This is a genomic window from Pantoea sp. Ft-CA_14 (assembly GCF_024520875.1).
In the GTDB taxonomy this organism is placed as follows: Bacteria; Pseudomonadota; Gammaproteobacteria; order Enterobacterales; family Enterobacteriaceae; genus Pantoea; species Pantoea agglomerans.
Genome location: NZ_JALNPM010000002.1, coordinates 272118 through 293517 on the forward strand (window position 1 = coordinate 272118; position 21400 = coordinate 293517).

A 21400-nucleotide genomic window follows, 5' to 3' on the forward strand; every position below is an offset into this window, starting at 1 on the left:
AGGCGATAAAAAGCGATTTATCAGGATATTGGCCGGGTTTTCGTTATCAATTCCGTTACGATTTTTGTGGCATAACGGGGTGGGTATACGTGCAATTTTTAATTTCGTTAAATTAAATAGCGAACAATTTAGTTAAACGTAACTCTCCAGAAGTTCTCTCTCCTGCCGATACCGGTTTACCCAATGAACTCTTTCGGAACGAGAGATGAAAATTTCAACGCGCCTTAGCGCAGGTTTTGGCTTGCTTATTCTTCTGTTTATTATCTGTACCGGCACCGCGATTCACGCGCTGGATAGCGCTCGCGATGGTATGGACGAGGTGGTTAATGTCCGTTTGAAAAAGTACCAGACGGTGCTGGATATGCGCGGTGGCGTGCGGGATATGGCAATCGCGGTGCGTAACCTTGCTCTGCTGACCGATCCTGTTGCTATGAAGCCAGAATGGGAACGTTTGCAAAAACAACGGGCGCTTTATATCAGCAACCGCGAAGCACTCTCAGGCATGATGCAGACCGACCCCGGACAGGCAGGACGGGAGGCAATGAGCAGAATCGAGTCCACTGAAGAGGCCGCCCTCTCCACGCTGATGACCGCCGGAAAACTGGGGATGGAAAATCGTCAGCAGGAGGTCACCGACTATCTGTTAAAGGTGGCGCGTCCGGCTCAGCAGAGCCTGCTGAAGGCGATAAACGATCTGACCGAGCTTGAGATGCGCAGCAGCCGGGATGCGGTAGTGGATAACGGCATCGCTATCGCCCGCACCACCTGGATACTGATCATCCTGGCGGTGCTCTCCGTGCTGGCTGCCGTCGTCACCTGCGCGTTTATTGTGCGGATACTGATGCGCCAGCTGGGCGGCGAACCGGTGCAGGCTCAGACGCTGGCTGCTGCGATTGCCGCCGGTGATCTCACCTCGCCGGTCACGCTGCGCCGTGGCGACAGCACCAGCCTGCTTGCCTCGCTCAGCGGCATGCAGACCAACCTGCGTGAACTGGTTACGCAGATCAAAGGGGCATCCGCCTCGGTGGCGCTGGCGGCCGATGAGATTTCGCAGGGCAATACCGAGCTTTCATCCCGTACCGAGCAGCAGGCTGCTGCGCTGCAGGAAACGGCCGCCAGCATGGAGCAACTCACCGCCACGGTAAAAAGCAACGCCGCGGGCGCGCAGCAGACTGCCGGTTCAGCACGCGAGGCCGCCACCCTGGCCCAGGCGGGCGAAGCAGATGTCCAGCGCCTGTCCGAAACCATGCATGACATTTCGCTGAGTGCCGTTCGGGTACGCGATATTACCTCGGTGATTGAAGGCATCGCTTTCCAGACCAATATTCTGGCGCTCAACGCCGCCGTCGAAGCCGCGCGCGCCGGTGAAGAGGGCCGCGGATTTGCCGTGGTCGCGGGTGAAGTCCGCTCACTGGCCCAGCGCAGCGCCACCGCAGCACGCGACATTAAGCAGCTGATTGAGCAGGCCGTGACGCAGGTCGAGGATGGCGTGACCGTAGCGGCCGGAACGGGTGAGCGCATCCTGAAGATTGTCAGCCGCGTCGGTGAACTGGCCGATGCTATGGACAACCTCTCCCTCTCCTCCGGTGAACAGATGCAGGGCATCTCCCAGGTCAGTATTGCGGTGAGTCAGATGGATGGCGTCACGCAGAATAACGCCGCGCTGGTGGAAGAGTCCTCTTCTGCATCGCAGTCACTGCTGGCCCAGGCGCGCGACCTGCGCGGTATGGTAGAGACCTTCACCGTATAAGCCGTATCGGCGGGCGGCTTCAGCCTGGGTTAAATGCTGAAATTGTCCTGCCGATCTTAGCTGCGTTGCACCCGGCGCACGTTGTGCGCAAGGGTTGCGACCGGTTATGTTGACTTCAATTTAATTTGACTCAATACTGTGCCGACTTTCAATCGGCGGCGCAGCTAAAGGCTTTTTCTCCCGCTGCGATAGCGCTTAAAAGTCTGGTGTCTTACACCAGAAAGAGATGCTGCCGAAATCAACATCTCCCCGAGATACTATTCGCGAGACTTCACGGCTGACCAACAGCCTGGGGTCTGGCTGTCCCACCCCGGACTCAGAATGAGTAAAGATATGAATGACGAACCCGCGGGGATTTCCGATACGCCTCCCGCCAGTGCAGCGCCTGAAACCATCGACCAGTTTCTCTGCTTTGCGCTCTATTCCGCCTCACTTGCCATGACAAAGCTCTATCAGTCGCGGTTAAAACCGCTGGGAGTGACCTATCCGCAATATCTGGTGCTGCTGGTGCTGTGGGAGAAAGATCGCCTGACCGTCTCTGATATTGGTGCACGCGTCCGGCTTGATTCCGGCACGCTCAGCCAGCTTCTGAAGCGGCTTGAAAGCGCGGGCATTATCTGCCGCCAGCGTGACACGGGAAATGATGAGCGCCGGGTGCTGATCTCCCTGACAGAACAGGGCCACCAGCTTAAAGTCGCGGCGGCTGGCGTCCCGGCTGATATGATCTCGGTGATGGATACCGCCTGTAGTGAACTCGGTGAGCTGACAACCCAGGTGGCAACGCTGCGTGAAAAGCTGCTTAAGGCCCTGCCATGATGCTGGCTTATAAAAAACCTGTGACCAGGCTGATAAAGCTGAATCGCCTGAGTGTTACCTCTTCAGGTGCTATTCAACAGAACGGTTGCGCTGGAGTTTCAATTGAGTACCGATAAACCGGCAGATATGGCTGACGTCCATGCCGTTGTAGGGCAGGCCGTGTCGAGCCTGCTGAAGTCAGGCAAGACGGCAGGCTTACAGGACATAATTGCATTCCTGCAGCATCAGCAGGCACGGTCGGTAAACGGTCAGCGAGAGGTCTACGCCAGAGCGGTGCGTATTGTGATGAGCATGGTTAACTGATAACCGGGCCGCTGTGCTAAACGGCGGCGCTGCCCGCGCCTTCTTAATATCAATACCCTGCCCGCTGCGCAGCGTCGTTCCTGCTTTCACCCAGTGGTTCCCGCTCTCATTTCAGGATCAATAGTGATGTCACTCTGCCGCGCCTTCGTCATCCCGACAACTTATCTCTGCCAGTAACCGCTGTCGGGCCTGCAGACGTTAACAACGCCGTCTGCACACCACCGCCGCTATTAACTCCCCCCTATCCTTTCTGTGCAGTAAAGCATTCCTGCTAAAGTGTGGTGCCACCGGGTGCCATCAAATCATAACGATCGTTCTGCGGGGCCTCGTCCATGGTCATCGGTGGCTGAATTTTCAGGGTGATCCAGTTAGAGGTCACACGCTGCTGCTTGCTATCCTCCAGCGTTACCGACAGGCGATATTCGTTGCTGGCGTCTGGCGACGGATCCCACTGCGGTAAGATCACACTCCAGCCCTGCGGATCGGCGTTATTGGCCGGAGGTGTCAGGCTCAGCGCCTGCGTATCACCCTGCCAACTTACCGCCTTGATAGCATTGCTGGCGCGCACCTGCAGCTTCAGCGGCAGACTCTCGCCACTGCTTAACTGCCAGGGCGGTGTGGCCAGAAACACGGACAGCGTTTTGCGCTGACGGAAGGCGAGCACCGGCGTATCGCTGCGGGTGACGGTATCGTAACGGCTGCCGCGCAGGGAGTGCGCCTCCGCGACGTTTCCGGCATCGAGCTGACGTCGCAGCGCCACGCCAAAGCGATAGTTGAGTTTCAGCCCCAGCTGATCCTGACTCTCACCGGCGCTGCTGGTTTTATGGGTGGCAGACAGCGTCACCAGCGGCACGGGAGTGTAAGAGAGGCCAAACGACATGGCGGAGGGATTGTGATAGCGGTTGCCGCTGTTAAACAGATCGACATTCTCACCCAGATATTGCTGATAGCTCACCGAAACGCCCAGCTGACGATAAAAGGGCAGATAGCTCTGGCTGGTAATATCGTAGCCGCGCGCCATGCGCTGCTGCTGCGAATCGTCAAGATTTTTCCAGCCGGAAAGCGGCTGATAGTAGTTGGCCGAGAAGCGCATTGAATCGCTCCACGCTTCCGTGCCCACAGAGGCGCGCTGCAGGCCGCTGCTGAACACGCGGTCAACAAAGCCGTTGTAACCCAGCAGCCAGTCACCGGCATCCCAGCGTTGCCCCAGTCCCGCATTGCCAACCAGGCCATCGCCGGTATCGTGCAGACCAAGCTGGCTGAAGGTGAGCCGGCTGTTTTCGTCGGCCAGTGCGCTGAAGAGATCGCCGCCGGTGCCGGTAAAGTTTCCGTTCATGTCGACTTTCAGATCCAGCTGCGCGGTGCCGTAAGGGGAAAGCAGTGACTGCCCTTCGCTCTCAACCCGATCGGCCACTTCATCGCGCAGATGATTGAACGCCCAGACGCCCGCCTGCTGACCAAACGTGACATTGCTGTCGCTGTTGTTACTCGCTTCACCGATACTTTTGGCCACGGCCGCCAGCTTTTTGCTCCACTCTTCATCCTGATCGCTGGCACCGCCGAGCGTCGGCAGCGACTGACTGTAGCGCGCAGGATTGTCGAATGGCGTCTCTGACACCGCTGTTTCAGTCTGGAAGGCGCGGGCGCTCTGCGTGGCAGTCAGCGACAGCGCAATCAAAGAGAGAACCCCTGTTTTCCGTATCATGTCACCCGGCACATTGATTAGTTCGTAGCTGCAATTAAACAAAAATCATCAGCTATTACCTTAACATATTGTGACGGCGATGCAGGACAGCAGCGGCGAATTGTGCATATAACAGAAAACTCCGGGTCAGAAAAAGGCCTGCGTTTACAGCAGGCCTGCGATCTCTCACCGCATCAGGAGAAGATCAACCCGCCATCCACATTGATGGTCTGCCCGGTGATGTAGCGCGCATCCTCTGATGCCAGAAAGGCCACCAGTCCGGCGACATCTTCCGGCTGACCGGCACGCTTCAGCGGAATGTTTTTCACCCACTCCGCCATCAGCTCCCCTTTACCGTAGGTTTTCTCCTCGCTGCTGAGGATCTCGCCCCAGACGCGATCGTTGTAATCCCACATCTCACTCTCAATGATGCCAGGGCAAAAAGCGTTGACCGTAATGTTCCACGGCGCCAGCTCCAGCGCCAGACTCTGGGTAATGCCTATCACCCCCATTTTGCTGGCGGCGTAGTGCGGCGTGTAAATAAAGCCCTGTCGTCCCTGCCCCGATGAGGTGTTGATCAGGCTGCCACTGCGCTGCTGCACCATATATTTCGCCGCTTCACGACAGCAAAGCCAGACGCCGGTGGTGTTAACCGCCAGAATCCGCTCAAAGTCGCTTTTCGGCATGGTGTCGAAGCGGTCGATGGTGATCACACCCGCATTCTGTATCGAGACGTCGATCTGACCAAAGCGTTCAAAGGCCTGCTGATAGAGCTGCTGAACCGCAGCTTCATCCGTGATATCGACCTGCAGCGCCAGAATCTCACTGCCATACTGCTGCTGAAGCTGGTCGGCTGTAGCGAACACCCGGTCAGCATTCGACACCATCACCAGCCTGGCCCCGTCGCGGGCGAAACGCGCCGCGATCCCGGCCCCGATGCCACGACAGGCACCGGTTATCACCACTGTTTTTCCACGTTGTTCGCGGCTCATAATCGCTCCTGTTAACTGTGACGAACATCAGTAAGGGGGGCTGCCTGCTGCTTTTTTTCATGGCGACGCAGCAGCACCACTTTGCTTTGCAGACGTTGCTGGAACTGGTCGATGATTACCGCAGTCACAATCACCAGACCTTTGATCACCATCTGCCAGAAATCGCTGACGCCCATCATCACCATGCCATCCGCCAGGAAGACGATAACGAAAGCGCCAATAATCGAGCCGGAAACCCGGCCACGTCCACCCGCCAGCGCCGTGCCGCCCAGCACGGTGGCACCAATGGCATCCATCTCAAACATGTTGCCGGTCATCGGGTGCGCGGTCTGCAACTGAGAGGCCACCACCAGCCCGACAAGCCCCGCGCAGAGGCCGGAAAAGGCGTAGACAAAGACTTTCACCTTGATAATCGGCACACCCGCCAGTCGCGCGGCGGACTCATTGCCGCCAATGGCGTAGATGTAACGACCCAGCGGGGTTTTGCGCGTCAGGTAGAGGCCGAGCAGTAAAAAGCCGAGCATCAGCCAGATTGGCAGATAAACGCCCAGTACGGTGCCGGAGCCGAGCAGCGAAAAGCCGGTGTTGCCCAGCGCGGGCACTCCCACCAGGTTGGCGTAGGTGCCGCCGTCGTTGAACAGCAACGCCGCACCGCGCGCCACATACATCATGCCCAGGGTGCAGATAAAGGGTGCGACGCCCAGTCGGGTGATCACCGTGCCGTTAATCAGTCCTACCAGCACGCCAAAGATGGCCACCACCAGAATCACTTCAGGCACGTTGAGAAACAGCGTATTGCCGCCCCACAACGGGATGCCATTGGTGAGCAGTGCGCCCGCCACCATGCCGCAGATCCCGGCGACCGCACCCACCGAGAGATCGATACCGCCGGTCAGGATCACCAGCGTCATACCAATGGCCAGCAGGCCGGTAATCGCCACGTGCTGCGTCATGATCAGCAGGTTAGAAGGGGTAAGAAAGTTCGGCACCATCACGCTGAAAAAGCCGACCACAATCAGCAACGCAATAAAGGTGCGGGCCTTGAGCAGGTACATATAGAGCAGATATTTTTGGTTCATGAAATTCTCCGGCCAGCTTAGAGCCTGGCCCGCCAGGCGTAATGGTTTCAGGCAGTCTGGACACGGACAGCGCGGAACAACCGGCACGTACACGCAGTACGTCAGGATTACTCGCTATGCTCGCCCCTTCAGGGCCGCCCTGACGGGCGTTCAGGTTGCTAAAGCAGCCTGTGTGACCACTGCCCAGGTTCAGACGGACAAATAAAATAGCCTGATGGGTCAGGCTCTTAATCCTGCGGGGTTGATGCCGCAATCAGATGTTCTCGCGTCGCCGCTGCGCGCGGCAGATCGGCAGTAATCCGGCCATCGGCCATCACTAAAATGCGGTCCGCCAGCGCCATCACCTCATCCAGTTCAGACGAGGAGAACATCACTGCCAGCCCCTGCTGTGCCAGATTGCCAATCAGGTGATAGACGTCGGTTTTGGCACCCACGTCGATACCGCGCGTTGGCTCATCCAGCAGCACCACCTGCGGCCCGGTCATCAGCGCTTTACCCAGCACCACCTTCTGCTGATTACCGCCGCTCAGCGCCGTAACCGGCAGGTCGGGATCGCTGACTTTAATCGCCAGATGGCCGATCATCTCACTGACCCGCTGCTGCTCCCTGGCAGGATTTAACAGCCCCAGCGCACGTCGAAAACCGCGCAGGCTGAAGTCAGAGAGCGTCATGTTGGCGGTGACCGACATCAGTTCAATCACCCCTTCGCCTTTGCGATCTTCGGGCACCAGCGCTATGCCACTTTTCAGCCGCTGCTGGAAGCTGCGTTTCGCCAGATCCCTGCCCGCTAAACGTACCCGGCCCGACTGACAGGGCATCAGGCCAATCAGCCCCTTAAACAGCTCGGTGCGTCCGGCCCCCAGCAGGCCATAAATGCCGATCACCTCGCCTTTGCGCAGCGTAAAACTGACGTCATTAAGCTTGTAACCGCCGTTCTGATGCAGCGCAGTCAGGCCCTCTACCTCCAGCACCGTTTCCCTCTGTGGCGCAGGCTGATAGTCGAACTGCTTTTTCTTGTCACCCACCATCTGGGCGATAATCCACGCCACGCTGGCGTCCCGTACCTCGCGCTCACTGATAAAACGGCCATCGCGGAAAATGGTGATGTGATCGCCAATCTCCATCAGCTCTTCCAGCCGGTGAGAAATGTAGATAATGGTGACCCCACGCCGCTTAAGCTGATCGATGACGTTAAACAGCACTTTCACTTCAGACTGGCTCAGGGCGCTGGTCGGTTCATCCATGATCAGCACCCGGGTATCCTTCGACAGCGCCCGGGCGATCTCCACCAGCTGCTGATGACCAATACCCAACTCACCCAGCGGCGCGTAAGGATCGACATCCAGCTGCAGCCGCTCCAGCAGCGACTTTGCCAGCGCGTACTGATACTTTTCATTGATCACCCCGCGCTGGAAATACTCATTGGCGATAAAGATGTTGTCCATCACGTTCATGTTGGGAAACAGATTCAGCTCCTGAAAAATGATGCTGATCCCCTGCTTCTCCGCCTGATGCGTGGAGTTCAGCGACACCACCTTGCCATCCAGCAGAATCTCGCCCGACGACGGCGTCTCTACACCCGCCAGCATCTTCATCATGGTGGACTTACCGGCGCCGTTCTCACCGATCAGCACGTTAACTTTATTGCGGTAGACCCGATAACTGACCTGATCGAGCGCGGTAACGCCGGGATAAAGACGCGACACGTTGCGCGTTTCGATAATCACGTCGCCGGACTGTTGCGGTTGAGGATTTTGCATCTGCCGCTCCTTATTGCCGGTTGATCGCAGCCGGAGTGATATCCGGCAGCTGCTGCGGAATGTCCCAGCTGCTGAACACGCCGGAAACCCTCACTTTATCGCCCACCTTCGGCGCAAACTGCTGCATCAGAGTGGAGGCGTGCTGGTTAATCGCCTTGCCGTAATCACCAAACAGCACCTGGTCATTGAAGTCCTGATAGCTCACGCCTTTGTAGACATCCCGCAAAGCGGTGCCACGAATGATTGGCCCTACCTGAATTGTGACACTGTCACCTGATTCATCTTTCACGGTCATTTTTCCACTGCGTGACGTGGTATTTACGGCGGTCACCTCGCCGCTAACCGAGACGCTGAAGACACAGGGATTCTCAGCCTGACTGCGATAGCCGTAGCTCTGACAGGCACTGTCGAAGTCTTTAGCAGACTGCAGCGACTTCATCAGCGTCGCCAGCGGTTTAGCCTCTGCCTGAACCTGTGGCACCAGTTTCTGCTGCCAGAGCTGGTCGATGTTCGCCATTTTCGGATTGGGGGGATTTTTCAGGGCAGCCAGCTCCTGCTGCGACACAATTTTGCAGCCGCTTAACAGCAAGACCACCAGCGTCAGCCAGACTCTTCGGGACATCATCTTCTCCCTGGCGCCCGCTTTCGCAGGCGCGACAGCGTTTAATTACGACTTGTAGTTAAAGTCCTGTACACCTTTAGCGTTTTCCGGGGTAATCAGAATGCCGCGGAACATCACCCGCTGTTTTTCCGGCTTCACGCCCTTCTGAATGAAGTTATCGAGATCGGTCACCCCTTCAGCGGCAATCGCCTGCGCCTGCAACATGACCGTGGCTTTCAGCGTGCCCGCTTTCACTGCATCGCGTTCGTCGTTGCTGCCATCAATCCCCACCACGATGACATCGTTGCGACCGGCCGCCTTCAGCGCGGCAATGGCGCCCAGCGCCACCGGGCCGTTACCGCAGATCACCCCTTTCACATCCGGATGCGCCTGCAGGATGCTGTCCATAATGCGCTTGCCGTCGATCAGCGTGCCTTTGGCATCCTGCCGTGCCACGCTCTGCATATCAGGATACTGATCCAGCACCTGATGGAACGATTTCGAGCGTGTCACGCAGTTGTTATCCGCCAGGTTACAGGCGAGTTCGGCGTATTTGCCCTTTTCGCCCATCTTTTCAACAAAGACGTTGGCAACGTCTGAACCCGCCTGGAAGTTGTTGTGGGTGATCTGTGCCAGCGCCACATCATCCACCGGGATTTCGCGGTTGATCAGCACCACCGGGATCCCGGCATCTTTGGCTTTTTTAATCGCCGCCACGCTGGCGGTGGAGTCGGCGTTATCCAGCACGATACCCTGCACTTTTTTACCGATAGCGGCGTCGATCAGTTCGCTCTGCTTTTTCACATCTTCACCGTGCGACAGCACCGTTGTTTTGTAACCCAGTTCCTGCGCTTTGAGATTGGCGCCTTTGGCTTCGGAGGCGTAGTAGGGATTATCGAGTGAGTTAACCAGAATCATAATGGTGCCCTTTTCGGCGGCAAACGCCGCCTGCGAAACCAGACAGGCAGCCACGGCAGTGCACAGCAAAGTACGGTTTTTCATGATGTTCTCTCTTATCGTTATGGCAGGGTATGAATTCCCGGGGGCTGGATTGGCCTTACCAGATGGTAAAGCCCCCATCGATCATCAAATCGGCGCCGGTGATCATGTCGCTGCCGTTGCTGGCGAAAAACAGCACCGCAGCGGCGATCTCATCGGTATAGGCAAAGCGTCCGAGCGGAATCAGTTTCTTCATCTGCTCGCCCTTCTCGCCGCGCCAGGCCTTTTCGCCCATCGGCGTCAGCACCACGGTGGGCGACAGGGTGTTAACGTTGATGCGATGCGGGGCAAACTCTTTGGCCATCACTTTGGTCATGCCCAGCAGGCCCGCTTTGGCTGAGGTGTAGGCGACATGGTTGTCGATAGCGATGGATGCCGCCTGGGAGGCGATATTAATAATTTTGCCGCCCGCACCGGCACGGATCATCAGCCGTGCGGCGGCCTGTGAGCAGAGAAAAGGCCCGGTGAGATTCACCGCAATCTGCTTCTGCCACTCGGCAAAATCGGTCTCGATCACCGGCTGCAGCATCACGTAGCCTGCGCAGTTCACCAGGATATCGATCCGGCCATAGTGGGAAACCACATCGTCAAAAGCCTGTTCAACCGACGCGGGATCGGTAACGTCACAGCAGACAAACTGCACCCGCTCGACGGGGAAATCTGCCCTCAGGCTGGCCACCTTCTCTGCTTCAAACGGCGGATAGAGTAGTGCCAGACTCGCGCCCTTCTCCAGCAACATGCCATTGGTCGCCATCGCGATACCGCCCAGCCCGCCGGTCACGACGGCCACTTTGCCGGCCAGATTCATTGCGGTATCCACGCCGTAGCGCAGGTTTACGTCATATTCACCACTCATCCCACTCTTCCCCTCAGATTTTTGCCGATGCCGTTGATTCACTCATTTTCGAACAAAAATATAAGCTATCGAAAAGAAATGTTGTGTGGAGCAGATCAAATTTCGACCATCTGCCCTGCAAAGCGGCTTATCTGATTGAAAAGACGTGATCTGGCTTCCAGTCCCGAAATAAAGGCAGCTGGTTGCAATCCGGAAAGCGTGAGAGATTCAATAGCCTGCACATTTTACATTTTCATTCGAAAACCAAAGACAGATCAGGCTATCTCGCATTCATAAAAATGGCGCGTTAAACTCAGCCACAAAGACCTTGTTCGCCCGACTTCTCAGGTTATTGGAAAAGGGAGCATTTCGATTGAAAAGCAAAAGTGAGCAGTTCGCTGACATGCAGCAACGCCGCGAGAAAATTCTGGAGATGATCCGTGAGGATGGCACGGTCACGGTTAAAGCTTTGACGGAGACCTTTGGACTGACCGAAGCCACCTTACGCAGCGACCTTCGCATGCTGCAAAAACAGGGCTTTGTACAGCGCTATCATGGTGGCGCGACGCTGATGACGGGCAAACAGAATACCGGGGCGATGTTGCTGGAGCGGCAGACGCATCTGGAAGAGAAAGAGGCGATTGGCCGGCTGGCGGCGCAGCATATCGAAAATGGCGACACGGTGATTTTCGATTCCGGCACCACGACCACCGCGATCACCGATGCCATCAGCCACATCCGCCGCCTGTCGGTCGTGACGACCGCGGTGAATATCGCCCTGAAACTGGGCGGCGAGCCGGGGATCAACATCCTGCTGACCGGCGGCACCTTTAAATTTCCGACGCTCTCTACCTCCGGTGAAAAGGCGGCCAGCTTCTTCGAAAACGTGCTGGCCGGTAAACTCTTCCTGGCGACCGCCTGCATCTCACCGCGTCTGGGTCTGAGCTTCCCCAGTGAAACCGACATCAAGGTAAAGCTGGCGATGATCAAATCCGCCAGCACGGTTTACGTGGTCGCTGACTCCAGCAAAATCGACAAGGTTTCGATGTTCGCGCTGCCCTGTGACTGGAGCAATATTCACTACCTGATCACCGACAGCGGCATCAGCACTGCGCAGGTCAAAGCGTTTGAAGCGCTAGGCGTGAAAGTGCTGGTGGCCCCGCTGCCGCTGAAGCGGGCGATGTAATGCTTGTTGAAACAACATCGATTCAGCCACTCGCTGTCATCAGACAGCCACAGGATTAAGTTACGCTCCAGAGCGAATGCTAAGCAGGGATGTAACGGATGATAAAACGATGAAAAACGAGATTTTCGAGCGCAGGAAAGCGCGGGCTTTAGCCCTGATGGCAGCGAAGAAAATATGGCCGAGTAACTCTGCTCCGCCATTACATCGTTTGTTATGGAAAATGAATATCCATCTTCCACCCCCGAGTTTCACTCCTTTCTGGCTCAATCTTGTGGTGTTTGCCAGCATGTACACGCTTATGATGCCACTGCTGCTCTTATTGCCTTCTCTTCCGGGCGTGTCTGACGACAACTATTCGCTGATACCCAATCTGATCGCAGGTCTGTTCTTCGGTACGACAATGGCACTGTTTCACGCATATCGAAAAAAGGTTCACAACCTGCCTGTGTGGGAGGAGCTTTAAAGCCAGCTAAAGCTCCATCGTCTTTTATACAGTGCACCTGCACGATGGTGCCTCCACTGTAAGCACGCACTATCGCTAATCGTGCAGGTAAGGCCTGCCTGAAGAGCAAAGTGTGCGAACCAGGGATGGCGAGCCCAGTCCGCAGGGATGCGGGATCCCTTTGCGATCAGGCAGGCCTTTCCTGCACGACGCACCGTCTTACCAACCCTCACCTGCCTTCCCACACTGGACTGCTCTTTTCGTCCTGCTCGGGCACTTCCACTCTCATCAACCGCACTCAATCCAGATCTGATCCCAAAAAAAACCGCACCGCCGCCAGCCGGGCAGGAAGGGCCTGCCTGAAGAGCAAAGTGTGCGAGCCAGGGATGGCGAGCCCAGTCTGCAGGGATGCGTGATCCCTTTGCGATCAGGCAGGCCTTTCCTGCACGCCGCACCGTCTTGCCGCACCGTTCCGGCCTTACCACCAAGACATACGCCCACTCAATCCAGACCTGATCCCGCAAAACCCCGCACCAATGCCAACAGTGCAGGTAAGCCCTGCCTGAAGAGCAAAGTGTGCGAGCCAGGGATGGCGAGCTCAGTCCGCAGGGATGCGGGATCCCTTTGCGATCAGGCAGGTCTTTCCTGCACGACGCACCGGCTCACCGTCTCCCCACCCCGCACCTGCAAATCCGCCCGATAAAACCGCACCACTTCACCCACCATCAGCAACGACGGAGACACCGGTTTATCCCGCGCCACCGTCTCCGCTAATCCCCCCAGCGTGGTAATCAACACCCGCTGATCGGGCCGGGTCCCATTCTCAATAATCGCCACCGGCGTCTCCGCATCACGTCCCTGCGCCTGCAACTGCGCACTGATCGACGCACTCCAGCTCAACCCCATATAAAACACCAGCGTCTGATTCACCGCCGTCAGCGCAGCCGCCTCCAGCTGCGGCTCGCCGTTCCGCCCATGCCCGGTAATCAACCGCAAAGACTGCGCGCAATCCCGATGCGTCAACGGAATTCCGCTGGCTGCCGCACAGCCCACAGCCGCCGTAATCCCTGGCACGACCTCACAGCGAATCCCGGCCTGCTGCACGCTCACCATCTCCTCGCCTCCGCGACCAAAAACAAACGGATCGCCCCCCTTCAGCCGGATTACATTGCGTCCACTGCGCGCCAGTTCCACCAGCAACTGATTAATCTGCGCCTGCTTCAGACCATGCTGCCCCGGCTGCTTACCCACATCAATACACAACGCCTGCTCCGGCACCTCCGCCATCACCGCGTCACTCACCAGCCGGTCATATACCACCACCTCAGCACGCTGCAGCAACCGCAACGCCTTAACGGTCAGCAGTTCCACATCGCCAGGGCCCGCACCCACCAGCCACACCGCGCCCTGTTGCGACACGGCATCCACCGGGGCCAGTAACTTATCCAGAGAATCAATTGCTCGTGTCATCATTCCTCCGACATCACTTCGGACAGCAACAACTGCTTCAGCTCCGGAATACAGGAGCCGCACTGCGTGCCGCACTTTAGCTTTTCGCCCAACGCCTGAGTTGTACGACACCCCTGCGCCACCGCCTGTAAAATCGTCTGCTCACCCACCGCCATACAACTGCAAATAATCCGTCCCGTGGCCGCGCCCTGCGCGGGCTGTCCTGCCAGTACACTGTGCCGCCCTGCCGCATCCTGCGGCGCATGACTAAAGGCCTCGGCGACCCACGCACTATCAATCGACGGCAACACGGAGCCGGCATAAAACGCCAGCTGCAACTCGCCGTCACGCCATGCCAGCAACCGGTAATCATTGCCGCTGCCGGTCGCAACCTGCCTGTGACAGCCTGAAAGAACAACCTGCCCGTCCAGCCAGACCTGCGGCGAGCCCTCGCCCGCCACCGCATAACGCTGCACCGCCGGATAGGGGGTACGCGCCCAGTAACGCAACCCTGTGGGCTGCGCTATCTCGCGCTGCCATAGCCAGCCCTGCCAGCTCACCCTCAACGGCAGAATCCGCACCGACGTCTGCTTCAGCGCGGGCTGCCCCGAAAACGGACAGGCGCGGGCGGCCACCAGTAAATCGACGTGACTCTGCTGACTGAACTGCCGGTTCCAGTGCATCGGCACAAACAGCTCGCCGCGCCGCATCCCGGCATCGACACGCACCCGCACGCTAATCCAGCCCTGAACAGACTGCACCCGCGCCAGTCCGCCCGCCGTCACGCCATACGTTGCCGCATCCGCCGGATGCAGCGCGACAAACGGTTCATCGCAATGCTGCATCAGACGCGGCACCAGCCCGGTACGCGTCATGGTGTGCCACTGATCGCGCACCCGTCCGGTATTCATCAACAACGGATACGCCGGTTCGCGCGGGGCGACAACCGGCGTGGCCGGCACCCGCAACCGGGCCTTACCATCCGGATGAAAAAACCGACGATTGCCAAACAGCCGGGCGCAGCCCTGCGGACAGGCCGCGTTAACCGGCCACTGCACCGGACGCAGCGCATCCCAGTCAGCATTACTCAATTGCGCCAGGCCGCTGATATCAAACGCCCTGGCGCCCCGGTTCTCGAAACCTGACAACGCCGCATGCTCACGGAAAATCTCTGCCGGATGCTGCCAGTTAAAGCCTTCATCAAACCCTAAACGCCTGGCCACCTGCGACAGCAACCACCAGTCAGGCCGGGCGTCACCGGGTGCGGCGGCAAAAGCGCGCTGACGTGAAATACGCCGCTCGGAATTGGTCACCGTGCCGTTCTTCTCGCCCCACCCCTGGGCGGGCAGCAGAATATTGGCAAAGGCGCTGGTATCGGTCTGCGCCATCACATCTGATACAATCACCAGCGGACAGGCCGCCAGCGCCTGCGCGACGCGGTTGCCCTCAGGCATCGACACCGCCGGATTGGTGCCCATAATCCACACTGCTTTCACCGTGCCATCCGCCAGTGCCCGGAAAAGATCCAGTGCAGCCAGTCCCGGTTCCCGGGCAATGGCCGGACTGCGCCAGAAACGCTGCACCCGTTCGCAATCCGCTTCAGTAAAATTCATATGCGCCGCCAGCTGATTCGCCAGGCCACCCACCTCCCGTCCGCCCATGGCATTTGGCTGTCCGGTCAGCGAAAAAGGACCACAGCCCGCGCGGCCTATTTTGCCCGTCAGCAGATGCAGATTAAGAATCGCCTGGTTATTGTCGCTGCCGGTGGCGGACTGATTAATCCCCATGCACCATAGCGTCAGCACCCGATCGTGCTGGCTGAAAAGCTGGAAAAAGTGCGCGACCTGCTGCACGGTTAAGTCACATGCCTCTGCCACTCGCGCCACACCCCACTGCGCTGCGGCGGTCAGCGTCTCGTCCACACCATTCAGGTGCGGCAACATGCTGGCATCAATGCCATCCTGCTGCGCCAGCCAGTGCAGCAGACCGGAAAACAACGCCGTATCGCTGCCGGGCCGCAACGGCAGGTGGAGATCGGCCTGATCGCAACTCGCCGTACGCCGCGGATCGATAACGACAATACACATCGCCGGACGTTGCAGCTTCGCCTGCATCAGCCGCTGCCACACCACCGGATGCGCCCAGGCAGCATTAGACCCCACCAGCAGCACCAGGTCGGCCTGCTCCAGATCCTCATAGCAGCAGGGCACCGCATCGGCCCCCAGCGCCCGCTTATAACCGACCACCGCCGACGCCATGCAGAGCCGCGAATTCGTATCGATGTTGGCTGCACCGATGTAGCCCTTCATCAGCTTATTGGCGACGTAGTAATCCTCGGTCAACAGCTGGCCGGAGCCGTAAAACGCCACCGCCTGCGGGCCATACTGATCGATAACCGCCCGCAATCCCGCCGCCGCCGAATCCAGCGCAGCGTCCAGGCTGACGCGCTGCCCGTTAACCTCGGCGTTCAGCAAACGCCCTTGCGGCGTCAGGGTCTGGCCCAGCGCTGCGCCTTTTACGCACAACCGACCTGCATTCGCGGGATGGTGCGGATCGCCGATCACGGTTGCCTGATGCGCCCCCTGCGGGGTGACGCAGACGCCACAGCCGACGCCGCAATAGGGACAGGTACTGTTCATGATGCCTGCGCCAGCTGATCCAGCGGACGATTTGCCAGCCAGATCTGACCCGCTTCCAACTTCACCGGCCAGCAGCGCAGCTGATGCTGCGGGTTATCCAGGCTCTGTCCGTCACGCAACCGTATCCGCTGCTTATAGAGCGGGGAGATCACCACCGGCTCGCCGCCCACATCGCCAAGGATCCCACGTGAGAGCACGCTGGCGTCGCTGCCGGGTTCGCGGTCTTCCAGCGCAAAAAGCGCATCGCCAAAGCGGAACAGCGCAACACGTTCGCTACCCAGTCGCGCCCCGATCCCCGCCTGCTGAGGAATCGCCTCCAGTGTACACACCGCGCTCCACGGCTCGGCTGGCGGCGGTAACAGCGGACGATCGGTAACGGCCTCCGGCTGACGCTGACCGCGCACCCGGCTGTAGTGCAGCGTCTCATCCGGGCGATCGCTGTTGACCGTAGGGGTAAACAGCGCAAGTCGTGAAGGATCCGCCAGCGTGGTCTGCCACTCGCACTGATACGCGTCCACCACCCGCTGCATCTCCTGCTCCAGCGTCTCGCCCAGACCGAGGCTATCCTCAATCACCACCTGACGCAGATAGTCCAGGCCGCCTTCCAGATTGTCCATCCAGACGCTGGTGCGCTGCAGCCTGTCTGCGGTGCGGATATAGAACATCAGCAGGCGGTCGACATAACGCAGCAGCGTGGCATCATCGAGATCGCTGGCGAACAGGTCGGCGTGGCGCGGCTTCATGCCGCCATTGCCACACACATAGAGATTCCAGCCCTTTTCCGTGGCGATCACCCCGATATCTTTGCTCTGCGCTTCCGCACATTCGCGGGTACAGCCCGATACCGCCATCTTGATCTTGTGTGGGGCGCGCAGCCCCTTGTAGCGGTTCTCCAGCGCAATGGCGAAAGCGGTTGAATCCTGCACGCCGTAGCGGCACCAGGTCGACCCCACACAGGACTTCACAGTGCGCAGCGACTTGCCGTAGGCGTGACCGGTTTCAAAACCCGCCGCCAGTAGCGTCTGCCAGATATCAGGCAGTTGATCGAGCCGCGCGCCAAACAGGTCGATACGCTGACCGCCGGTGATTTTGGTGTAAAGATCGTAACGCGCCGCCACCTCGCCAATCGCGATCAACCCCTGCGGCGTGATTTCGCCCGCCGGGACGCGCGGCACCACCGAATAGGTGCCATCTTTCTGGATATTGGCGAAATAGCGGTCGTTGGTGTCCTGCAACGGCAGATGCGCCGGTTTTAGCAGATAGTCGTTCCAGCATGAGGCGAGCAGTGACGCCACCAGCGGTTTGCACACTTCACAACCCTGCCCCCGACCATGTGACGTCAGCAGCGCATCAAAGGTTCTGAACTCACCGGCCCGCACCAGGTGATAAAGTTCCTGGCGCGAATAGCTGAAATGTTCACAGATATCTTTTTTTACCTCGACACCGAGGTTTTCCAGCTCAAACTCCATCACCTGTTTTACCAGTGCCGCACAGCCGCCGCAGCCCGTAGCCGCTTTGGTGCAGCTTTTGATGCTGCTCATCTCACCGCATCCGCCTTTCACCGCCGCGCAGATTTCGCCCTTGCTGACGTTGTGACAGGAGCAGACCTGGGCGCTGTCAGGCAACGCCGCGACGCCTGGCGCTTTCGGCGCCCCCGACAGCGCAGGCAGGATAAGGCTTTCTGGCGCGGCAGGCAGCGGTAACTCATTGAGCATCATCTGCAGCAGCGTGGCGTAGTCGCTGCTGTCACCGACCAGCACGCCGCCCAGCAGCCGGGTGCTGTCGGCAGAAACCACGATTTTCTTGTAGATGCCTTTTGGCCCGTCGGTCCAGTGATAGTGCTGACTGCCCGGCGTGCGGCCATGCGCGTCACCAAACGACGCCACCTCCACCCCCAGCAGTTTCAGTCTGGTACTCATGTCCGCGCCGCTGAAGGCGGTGGATTCAGCCGCCAGATGCCCGGCCAGCACGCGTGCCATCTGATAGCCTGGCGCGACCAGACCAAAGATCTGACCGTTCCACAGTGCGCATTCACCAATGGCAAACACCTCTTCATCGCTGGTCTGGCAGCGATCGTTGATCTCAATGCCGCCGCGCGGTCCCAGCGTCAGGCCCGCTTCACGTGCCAGCTCATCGCGCGGCCGGATACCGGCGGAGAACAGCACCAGATCGCCGGGTAAACTGCTGCCGTCAGCAAAGCGCAGCACCACGCTACCGTCGGTCTGACGCTCAATCAGTTCGGTCTGTTTTGAGGTGTGAACCGTGACGCCCAGCGCATCGATCTTCTGGCGCAGCATCAGCGCCCCGCCCTCATCGAGCTGCACTGCCATCAGGCGTGGCGCAAACTCCACCACATGCGTTTCCAGCCCGAGCTGCTGCAGCGCATTCGCCGCCTCCAGACCCAGCAGGCCGCCGCCAATCACGATGCCGCGCTGGCTATTGCGGGCGCAGGCAGCAATGGCATCAAGGTCATCCAGCGTGCGGTAGACAAAGCAGCGTTCGTCGTCGTGGCCCGGTACCGGCGGTACAAAAGCACGCGAGCCGGTAGCCAGCACCAGCTTATCCCACGCCAGCTCATTGCCCGCGCTGTCACGCAGACTGCGCTGCTGACGATTGATCGCCACGACTGCGCAGCCGCTGCGCAGTTCGATGCCGTGCAGGGTAAAAAAGTCCGCGCTGACCAGCGACAGATCGTCGGCCGTTTTGCCGTTGAAATAGTCCGACAGATGCACCCGATCGTAAGCCTGCTGACGCTCCTCGCCGTAAACCACGATGTGGTAGTGCTGATGCAGTTCGCGGGCAACCAGCTGTTCAAGAAAGTGGTGACTGACCATGCCGTGACCCACCACGGCTAATACCGGTTTACTCATCTCAGGACTCTCTGCAGCCTGCGGCTGCGGTTCAGGTTGACGGGAATCGAACAGGGCTTCGAGCGTGACAGCTTCGGTGTGCAGCAGACGCGCCAGCAGCGCGGGACCCTGCCGGGTGTCGCCAGAGAGCAATACGCCACAGAGGCGGCCCTGACGAAGAAACAGACGGCGGTAGTCGCCGGAGATCGGATCAAAACTGCTGATGGAGGGTGCCTCACTGACATCCCCGGCGCTGAACAGCGAAATGCCACTGACTTTGAGCCGCGTCGCCTGCGGCTGGCTGACAAAATCCGCCAGTGGCGACCCCGCCAGCTGTGCGGCCAGAATCTGCGCCTGCGTCAGGCAGGGTGCGACCAGGCCAAAGGTTTCGCCGCCAATTTCGCAGCACTCGCCTACGGCGTACACCGACGGGACCGCTGTGCGTAACTGCCCATCGACCAGAATGCCGCGCTGACACGGCAGACCCGCTGCCTGCGCCAGCGTTATCTCCGGCTGAACGCCGATGGCAATCACCACCTGCGTGGCGGCGCAGTGACGACCGCTGGTCAGCGTCACACCCGCCTCGTCAATCGCCGTGAGTCCGCTGTTCAGCATGCAGCGGATACCGCGCTGCTGGAGTGCCGTCAGCAACAGCTCGCCCACCTTTGCATCCAGCTGGCGATCCAGCAGCCAGGGTTTGTGATGAACCAGCGTAACCTCACGCCCACGGGCACAGAGTGCCGCCGCCGCTTCAATGCCGAGAAAACCACCGCCCAACACCACCACCGGTCCCTGGCACGCCAGGAGTTGCCGGACGTCGGCGATACTGCGAAAACCCAGTACGCAATCCGCGTTGATGCCGGGAATGGCGGGCAAACGGGGCTGTGAACCGGTGGCAAACACCAGCCGATCCCAGCCCAGCTGGCGATAATCGGTCTGCACTGTACGTGCCGACAGATCGACCTGCAGCACGGTTTCGCCGGATAGCAGCGTGACGCCGTGCCGCTCATACCAGTCGCGATCGTGGATCAGCGTTTCACTGAACGGCGTTTCACCCGCCAGCACCGGCGAGAGCAGCACACGGTTGTAATTGCCGTGCGGCTCGCGGCCAATGACCGTGATGGCGAAGCGCTGCGGTGCACGTTGCAGCAGGCTCTCCACCATCTGCATTCCCGCCATGCCATTACCTATCACCAGCAACCGTTGCTTCATGGTCTGTTCCTTACGCCGCAGTGGTCTGTTTTTCATAGAGGAAATGCAGCACTTTCTGTCGCAACTGGTGGTAGCGCGGCTCATCCGCCAGCGCCACCCGTGAACGCGGACGTGGCAGATCGACAGTGAGGATCTCGCCAACCTGCGCCGCCGGGCCGTTAGTCATCATCAGCACCCGGTCTGACAGCAGCACGGCTTCATCCACGTCATGGGTAATCAGCACGATGGTGGTGTTCAGCTCCTGCTGAATGCGCATCACGCTGTCCTGCAGATGAGCGCGGGTTAAGGCGTCCAGCGCGCCAAACGGCTCATCCAGCAGCAGCACGCGTGGCTTCATCGCCAGCGCCCGCGCAATACCCACGCGTTGCTTCATGCCGCCGGAGATTTCGCCGGGCCGCTTGTGCATGGCATGGCTCATCTGCACCCGATTAAGGTTGTGCTCGATCCAGTCACGCATCTCCGCTTTGCTGAAGCGTCCTTTAAACACCTGTTGCACCGCCAGTTCGACGTTCTGAAATGCCGTCAGCCACGGCAGCAGCGAATGGTTCTGAAACACCACCGCGCGCTCCGGGCCGGGGCCGGTGATTTCGCGGTTATCACACAGCAGCACGCCGCTGCTGGGCCGGGTTAAACCGGCAATCAGGTTCAGCAGCGTCGATTTGCCGCAGCCGGAGTGGCCGATCAGGCTCAGGGTTTCCCCTTCGTGAATATCAAAACTGACATTGTCCAGCGCCAGAAACTCGCCGCTGGCGGTGGCAAAACGCTGGCTGACCTGCTGGACGCGAATGATCTGTTGCATCGTGC

At 59.1% G+C, this 21400-nt stretch carries 16 protein-coding genes; 5 read left to right on the top strand and 11 right to left on the bottom strand.

Features of this window, described 5'->3' with window-relative positions:
• The first annotated feature begins 205 nt into the window (after window positions 1-205).
• The 3 genes from NR195_RS04520 (at window position 206) to NR195_RS04530 (ending at window position 2869) form a co-directional block, all read left to right on the top strand.
• The gene (locus NR195_RS04520) at window positions 206-1750 is read left to right on the top strand and encodes a methyl-accepting chemotaxis protein (RefSeq protein WP_010245756.1); all 1545 of its coding nucleotides are present in this window, start codon (window positions 206-208) and stop codon (window positions 1748-1750) included.
• Between the two features lie 321 nt (window positions 1751-2071).
• Window positions 2072-2566, top strand: coding sequence for a MarR family winged helix-turn-helix transcriptional regulator (locus tag NR195_RS04525; RefSeq protein WP_082203996.1), 495 nt, complete (start codon window positions 2072-2074; stop codon window positions 2564-2566).
• A 102-nt stretch (window positions 2567-2668) separates the two neighbouring features.
• Window positions 2669-2869, top strand: a complete 201-nt coding sequence (locus NR195_RS04530; RefSeq protein WP_194709459.1) for a hypothetical protein — start codon at window positions 2669-2671, stop codon at window positions 2867-2869.
• A 271-nt stretch (window positions 2870-3140) separates the two neighbouring features.
• Here NR195_RS04530 and NR195_RS04535 read toward each other — a convergent pair whose 3' ends face one another.
• The 7 genes from NR195_RS04535 to NR195_RS04565 form a co-directional block, all read right to left on the bottom strand.
• The gene (locus NR195_RS04535; protein WP_256844165.1) at window positions 3141-4574 is read right to left on the bottom strand and encodes a YchO/YchP family invasin; all 1434 of its coding nucleotides are present in this window, start codon (window positions 4572-4574) and stop codon (window positions 3141-3143) included.
• Window positions 4575-4747: 173 nt separating this feature from the next.
• Window positions 4748-5545, bottom strand: a complete 798-nt coding sequence (locus NR195_RS04540; protein ID WP_010245769.1) for an SDR family oxidoreductase — start codon at window positions 5543-5545, stop codon at window positions 4748-4750.
• 11 nt (window positions 5546-5556) lie between these two features.
• Complete coding sequence (locus NR195_RS04545; RefSeq protein ID WP_256844166.1) at window positions 5557-6624, bottom strand: ABC transporter permease; 1068 nt, start codon at window positions 6622-6624, stop codon at window positions 5557-5559.
• Window positions 6625-6851: 227 nt separating this feature from the next.
• Window positions 6852-8384 (bottom strand): sugar ABC transporter ATP-binding protein, encoded by a 1533-nt coding sequence (locus NR195_RS04550; RefSeq protein WP_256844167.1) that lies wholly within the window; start codon window positions 8382-8384, stop codon window positions 6852-6854.
• A gap of 10 nt (window positions 8385-8394) precedes the next feature.
• Window positions 8395-9006: a DUF2291 family protein gene (locus tag NR195_RS04555; RefSeq protein ID WP_010670005.1), complete on the bottom strand. Its 612-nt coding sequence runs from the start codon at window positions 9004-9006 to the stop codon at window positions 8395-8397.
• 45 nt (window positions 9007-9051) lie between these two features.
• A complete protein-coding gene (locus NR195_RS04560) occupies window positions 9052-9987 on the bottom strand; it encodes a D-ribose ABC transporter substrate-binding protein (RefSeq protein WP_010670004.1) in 936 nt (311 codons plus the stop codon).
• A 55-nt stretch (window positions 9988-10042) separates the two neighbouring features.
• Window positions 10043-10840, bottom strand: coding sequence for a GolD/DthD family dehydrogenase (locus tag NR195_RS04565; protein ID WP_010245786.1), 798 nt, complete (start codon window positions 10838-10840; stop codon window positions 10043-10045).
• A 352-nt stretch (window positions 10841-11192) separates the two neighbouring features.
• Between NR195_RS04565 and NR195_RS04570 the strand changes: the two genes are divergently transcribed.
• Together NR195_RS04570 and NR195_RS04575 are read left to right on the top strand one after the other, a co-directional pair.
• Window positions 11193-12005 carry a DeoR/GlpR family DNA-binding transcription regulator gene (locus NR195_RS04570; RefSeq protein WP_010245789.1) on the top strand — a complete coding sequence of 271 codons (813 nt, stop codon included), beginning with the start codon at window positions 11193-11195 and terminating at the stop codon, window positions 12003-12005.
• A gap of 109 nt (window positions 12006-12114) precedes the next feature.
• The gene (locus tag NR195_RS04575) at window positions 12115-12468 is read left to right on the top strand and encodes a DUF6404 family protein (protein ID WP_031292988.1); all 354 of its coding nucleotides are present in this window, start codon (window positions 12115-12117) and stop codon (window positions 12466-12468) included.
• 609 nt (window positions 12469-13077) lie between these two features.
• Here the strand turns inward: NR195_RS04575 and cobA are convergent.
• Genes cobA through NR195_RS04595 form a run of 4 tightly spaced genes read right to left on the bottom strand, consistent with a single transcriptional unit; the run spans window position 13078 to window position 21395 of the window.
• Complete coding sequence (gene cobA, locus NR195_RS04580; RefSeq protein WP_010670001.1) at window positions 13078-13917, bottom strand: uroporphyrinogen-III C-methyltransferase; 840 nt, start codon at window positions 13915-13917, stop codon at window positions 13078-13080.
• Window positions 13917-16535 carry a nitrate reductase gene (locus NR195_RS04585; RefSeq protein WP_256844168.1) on the bottom strand — a complete coding sequence of 873 codons (2619 nt, stop codon included), beginning with the start codon at window positions 16533-16535 and terminating at the stop codon, window positions 13917-13919. The genes cobA and NR195_RS04585 overlap by 1 nt, the downstream gene beginning before the upstream one ends.
• A complete protein-coding gene (gene nirB, locus NR195_RS04590; RefSeq protein WP_256844169.1) occupies window positions 16532-20596 on the bottom strand; it encodes a nitrite reductase large subunit NirB in 4065 nt (1354 codons plus the stop codon). The genes NR195_RS04585 and nirB overlap by 4 nt, the downstream gene beginning before the upstream one ends.
• Before the next feature lie 10 nt (window positions 20597-20606).
• Entirely contained in the window at window positions 20607-21395 is a 789-nt protein-coding gene (locus NR195_RS04595) for an ABC transporter ATP-binding protein (protein ID WP_010245808.1), read from the bottom strand.
• Window positions 21396-21400: the final 5 nt, after the last annotated feature.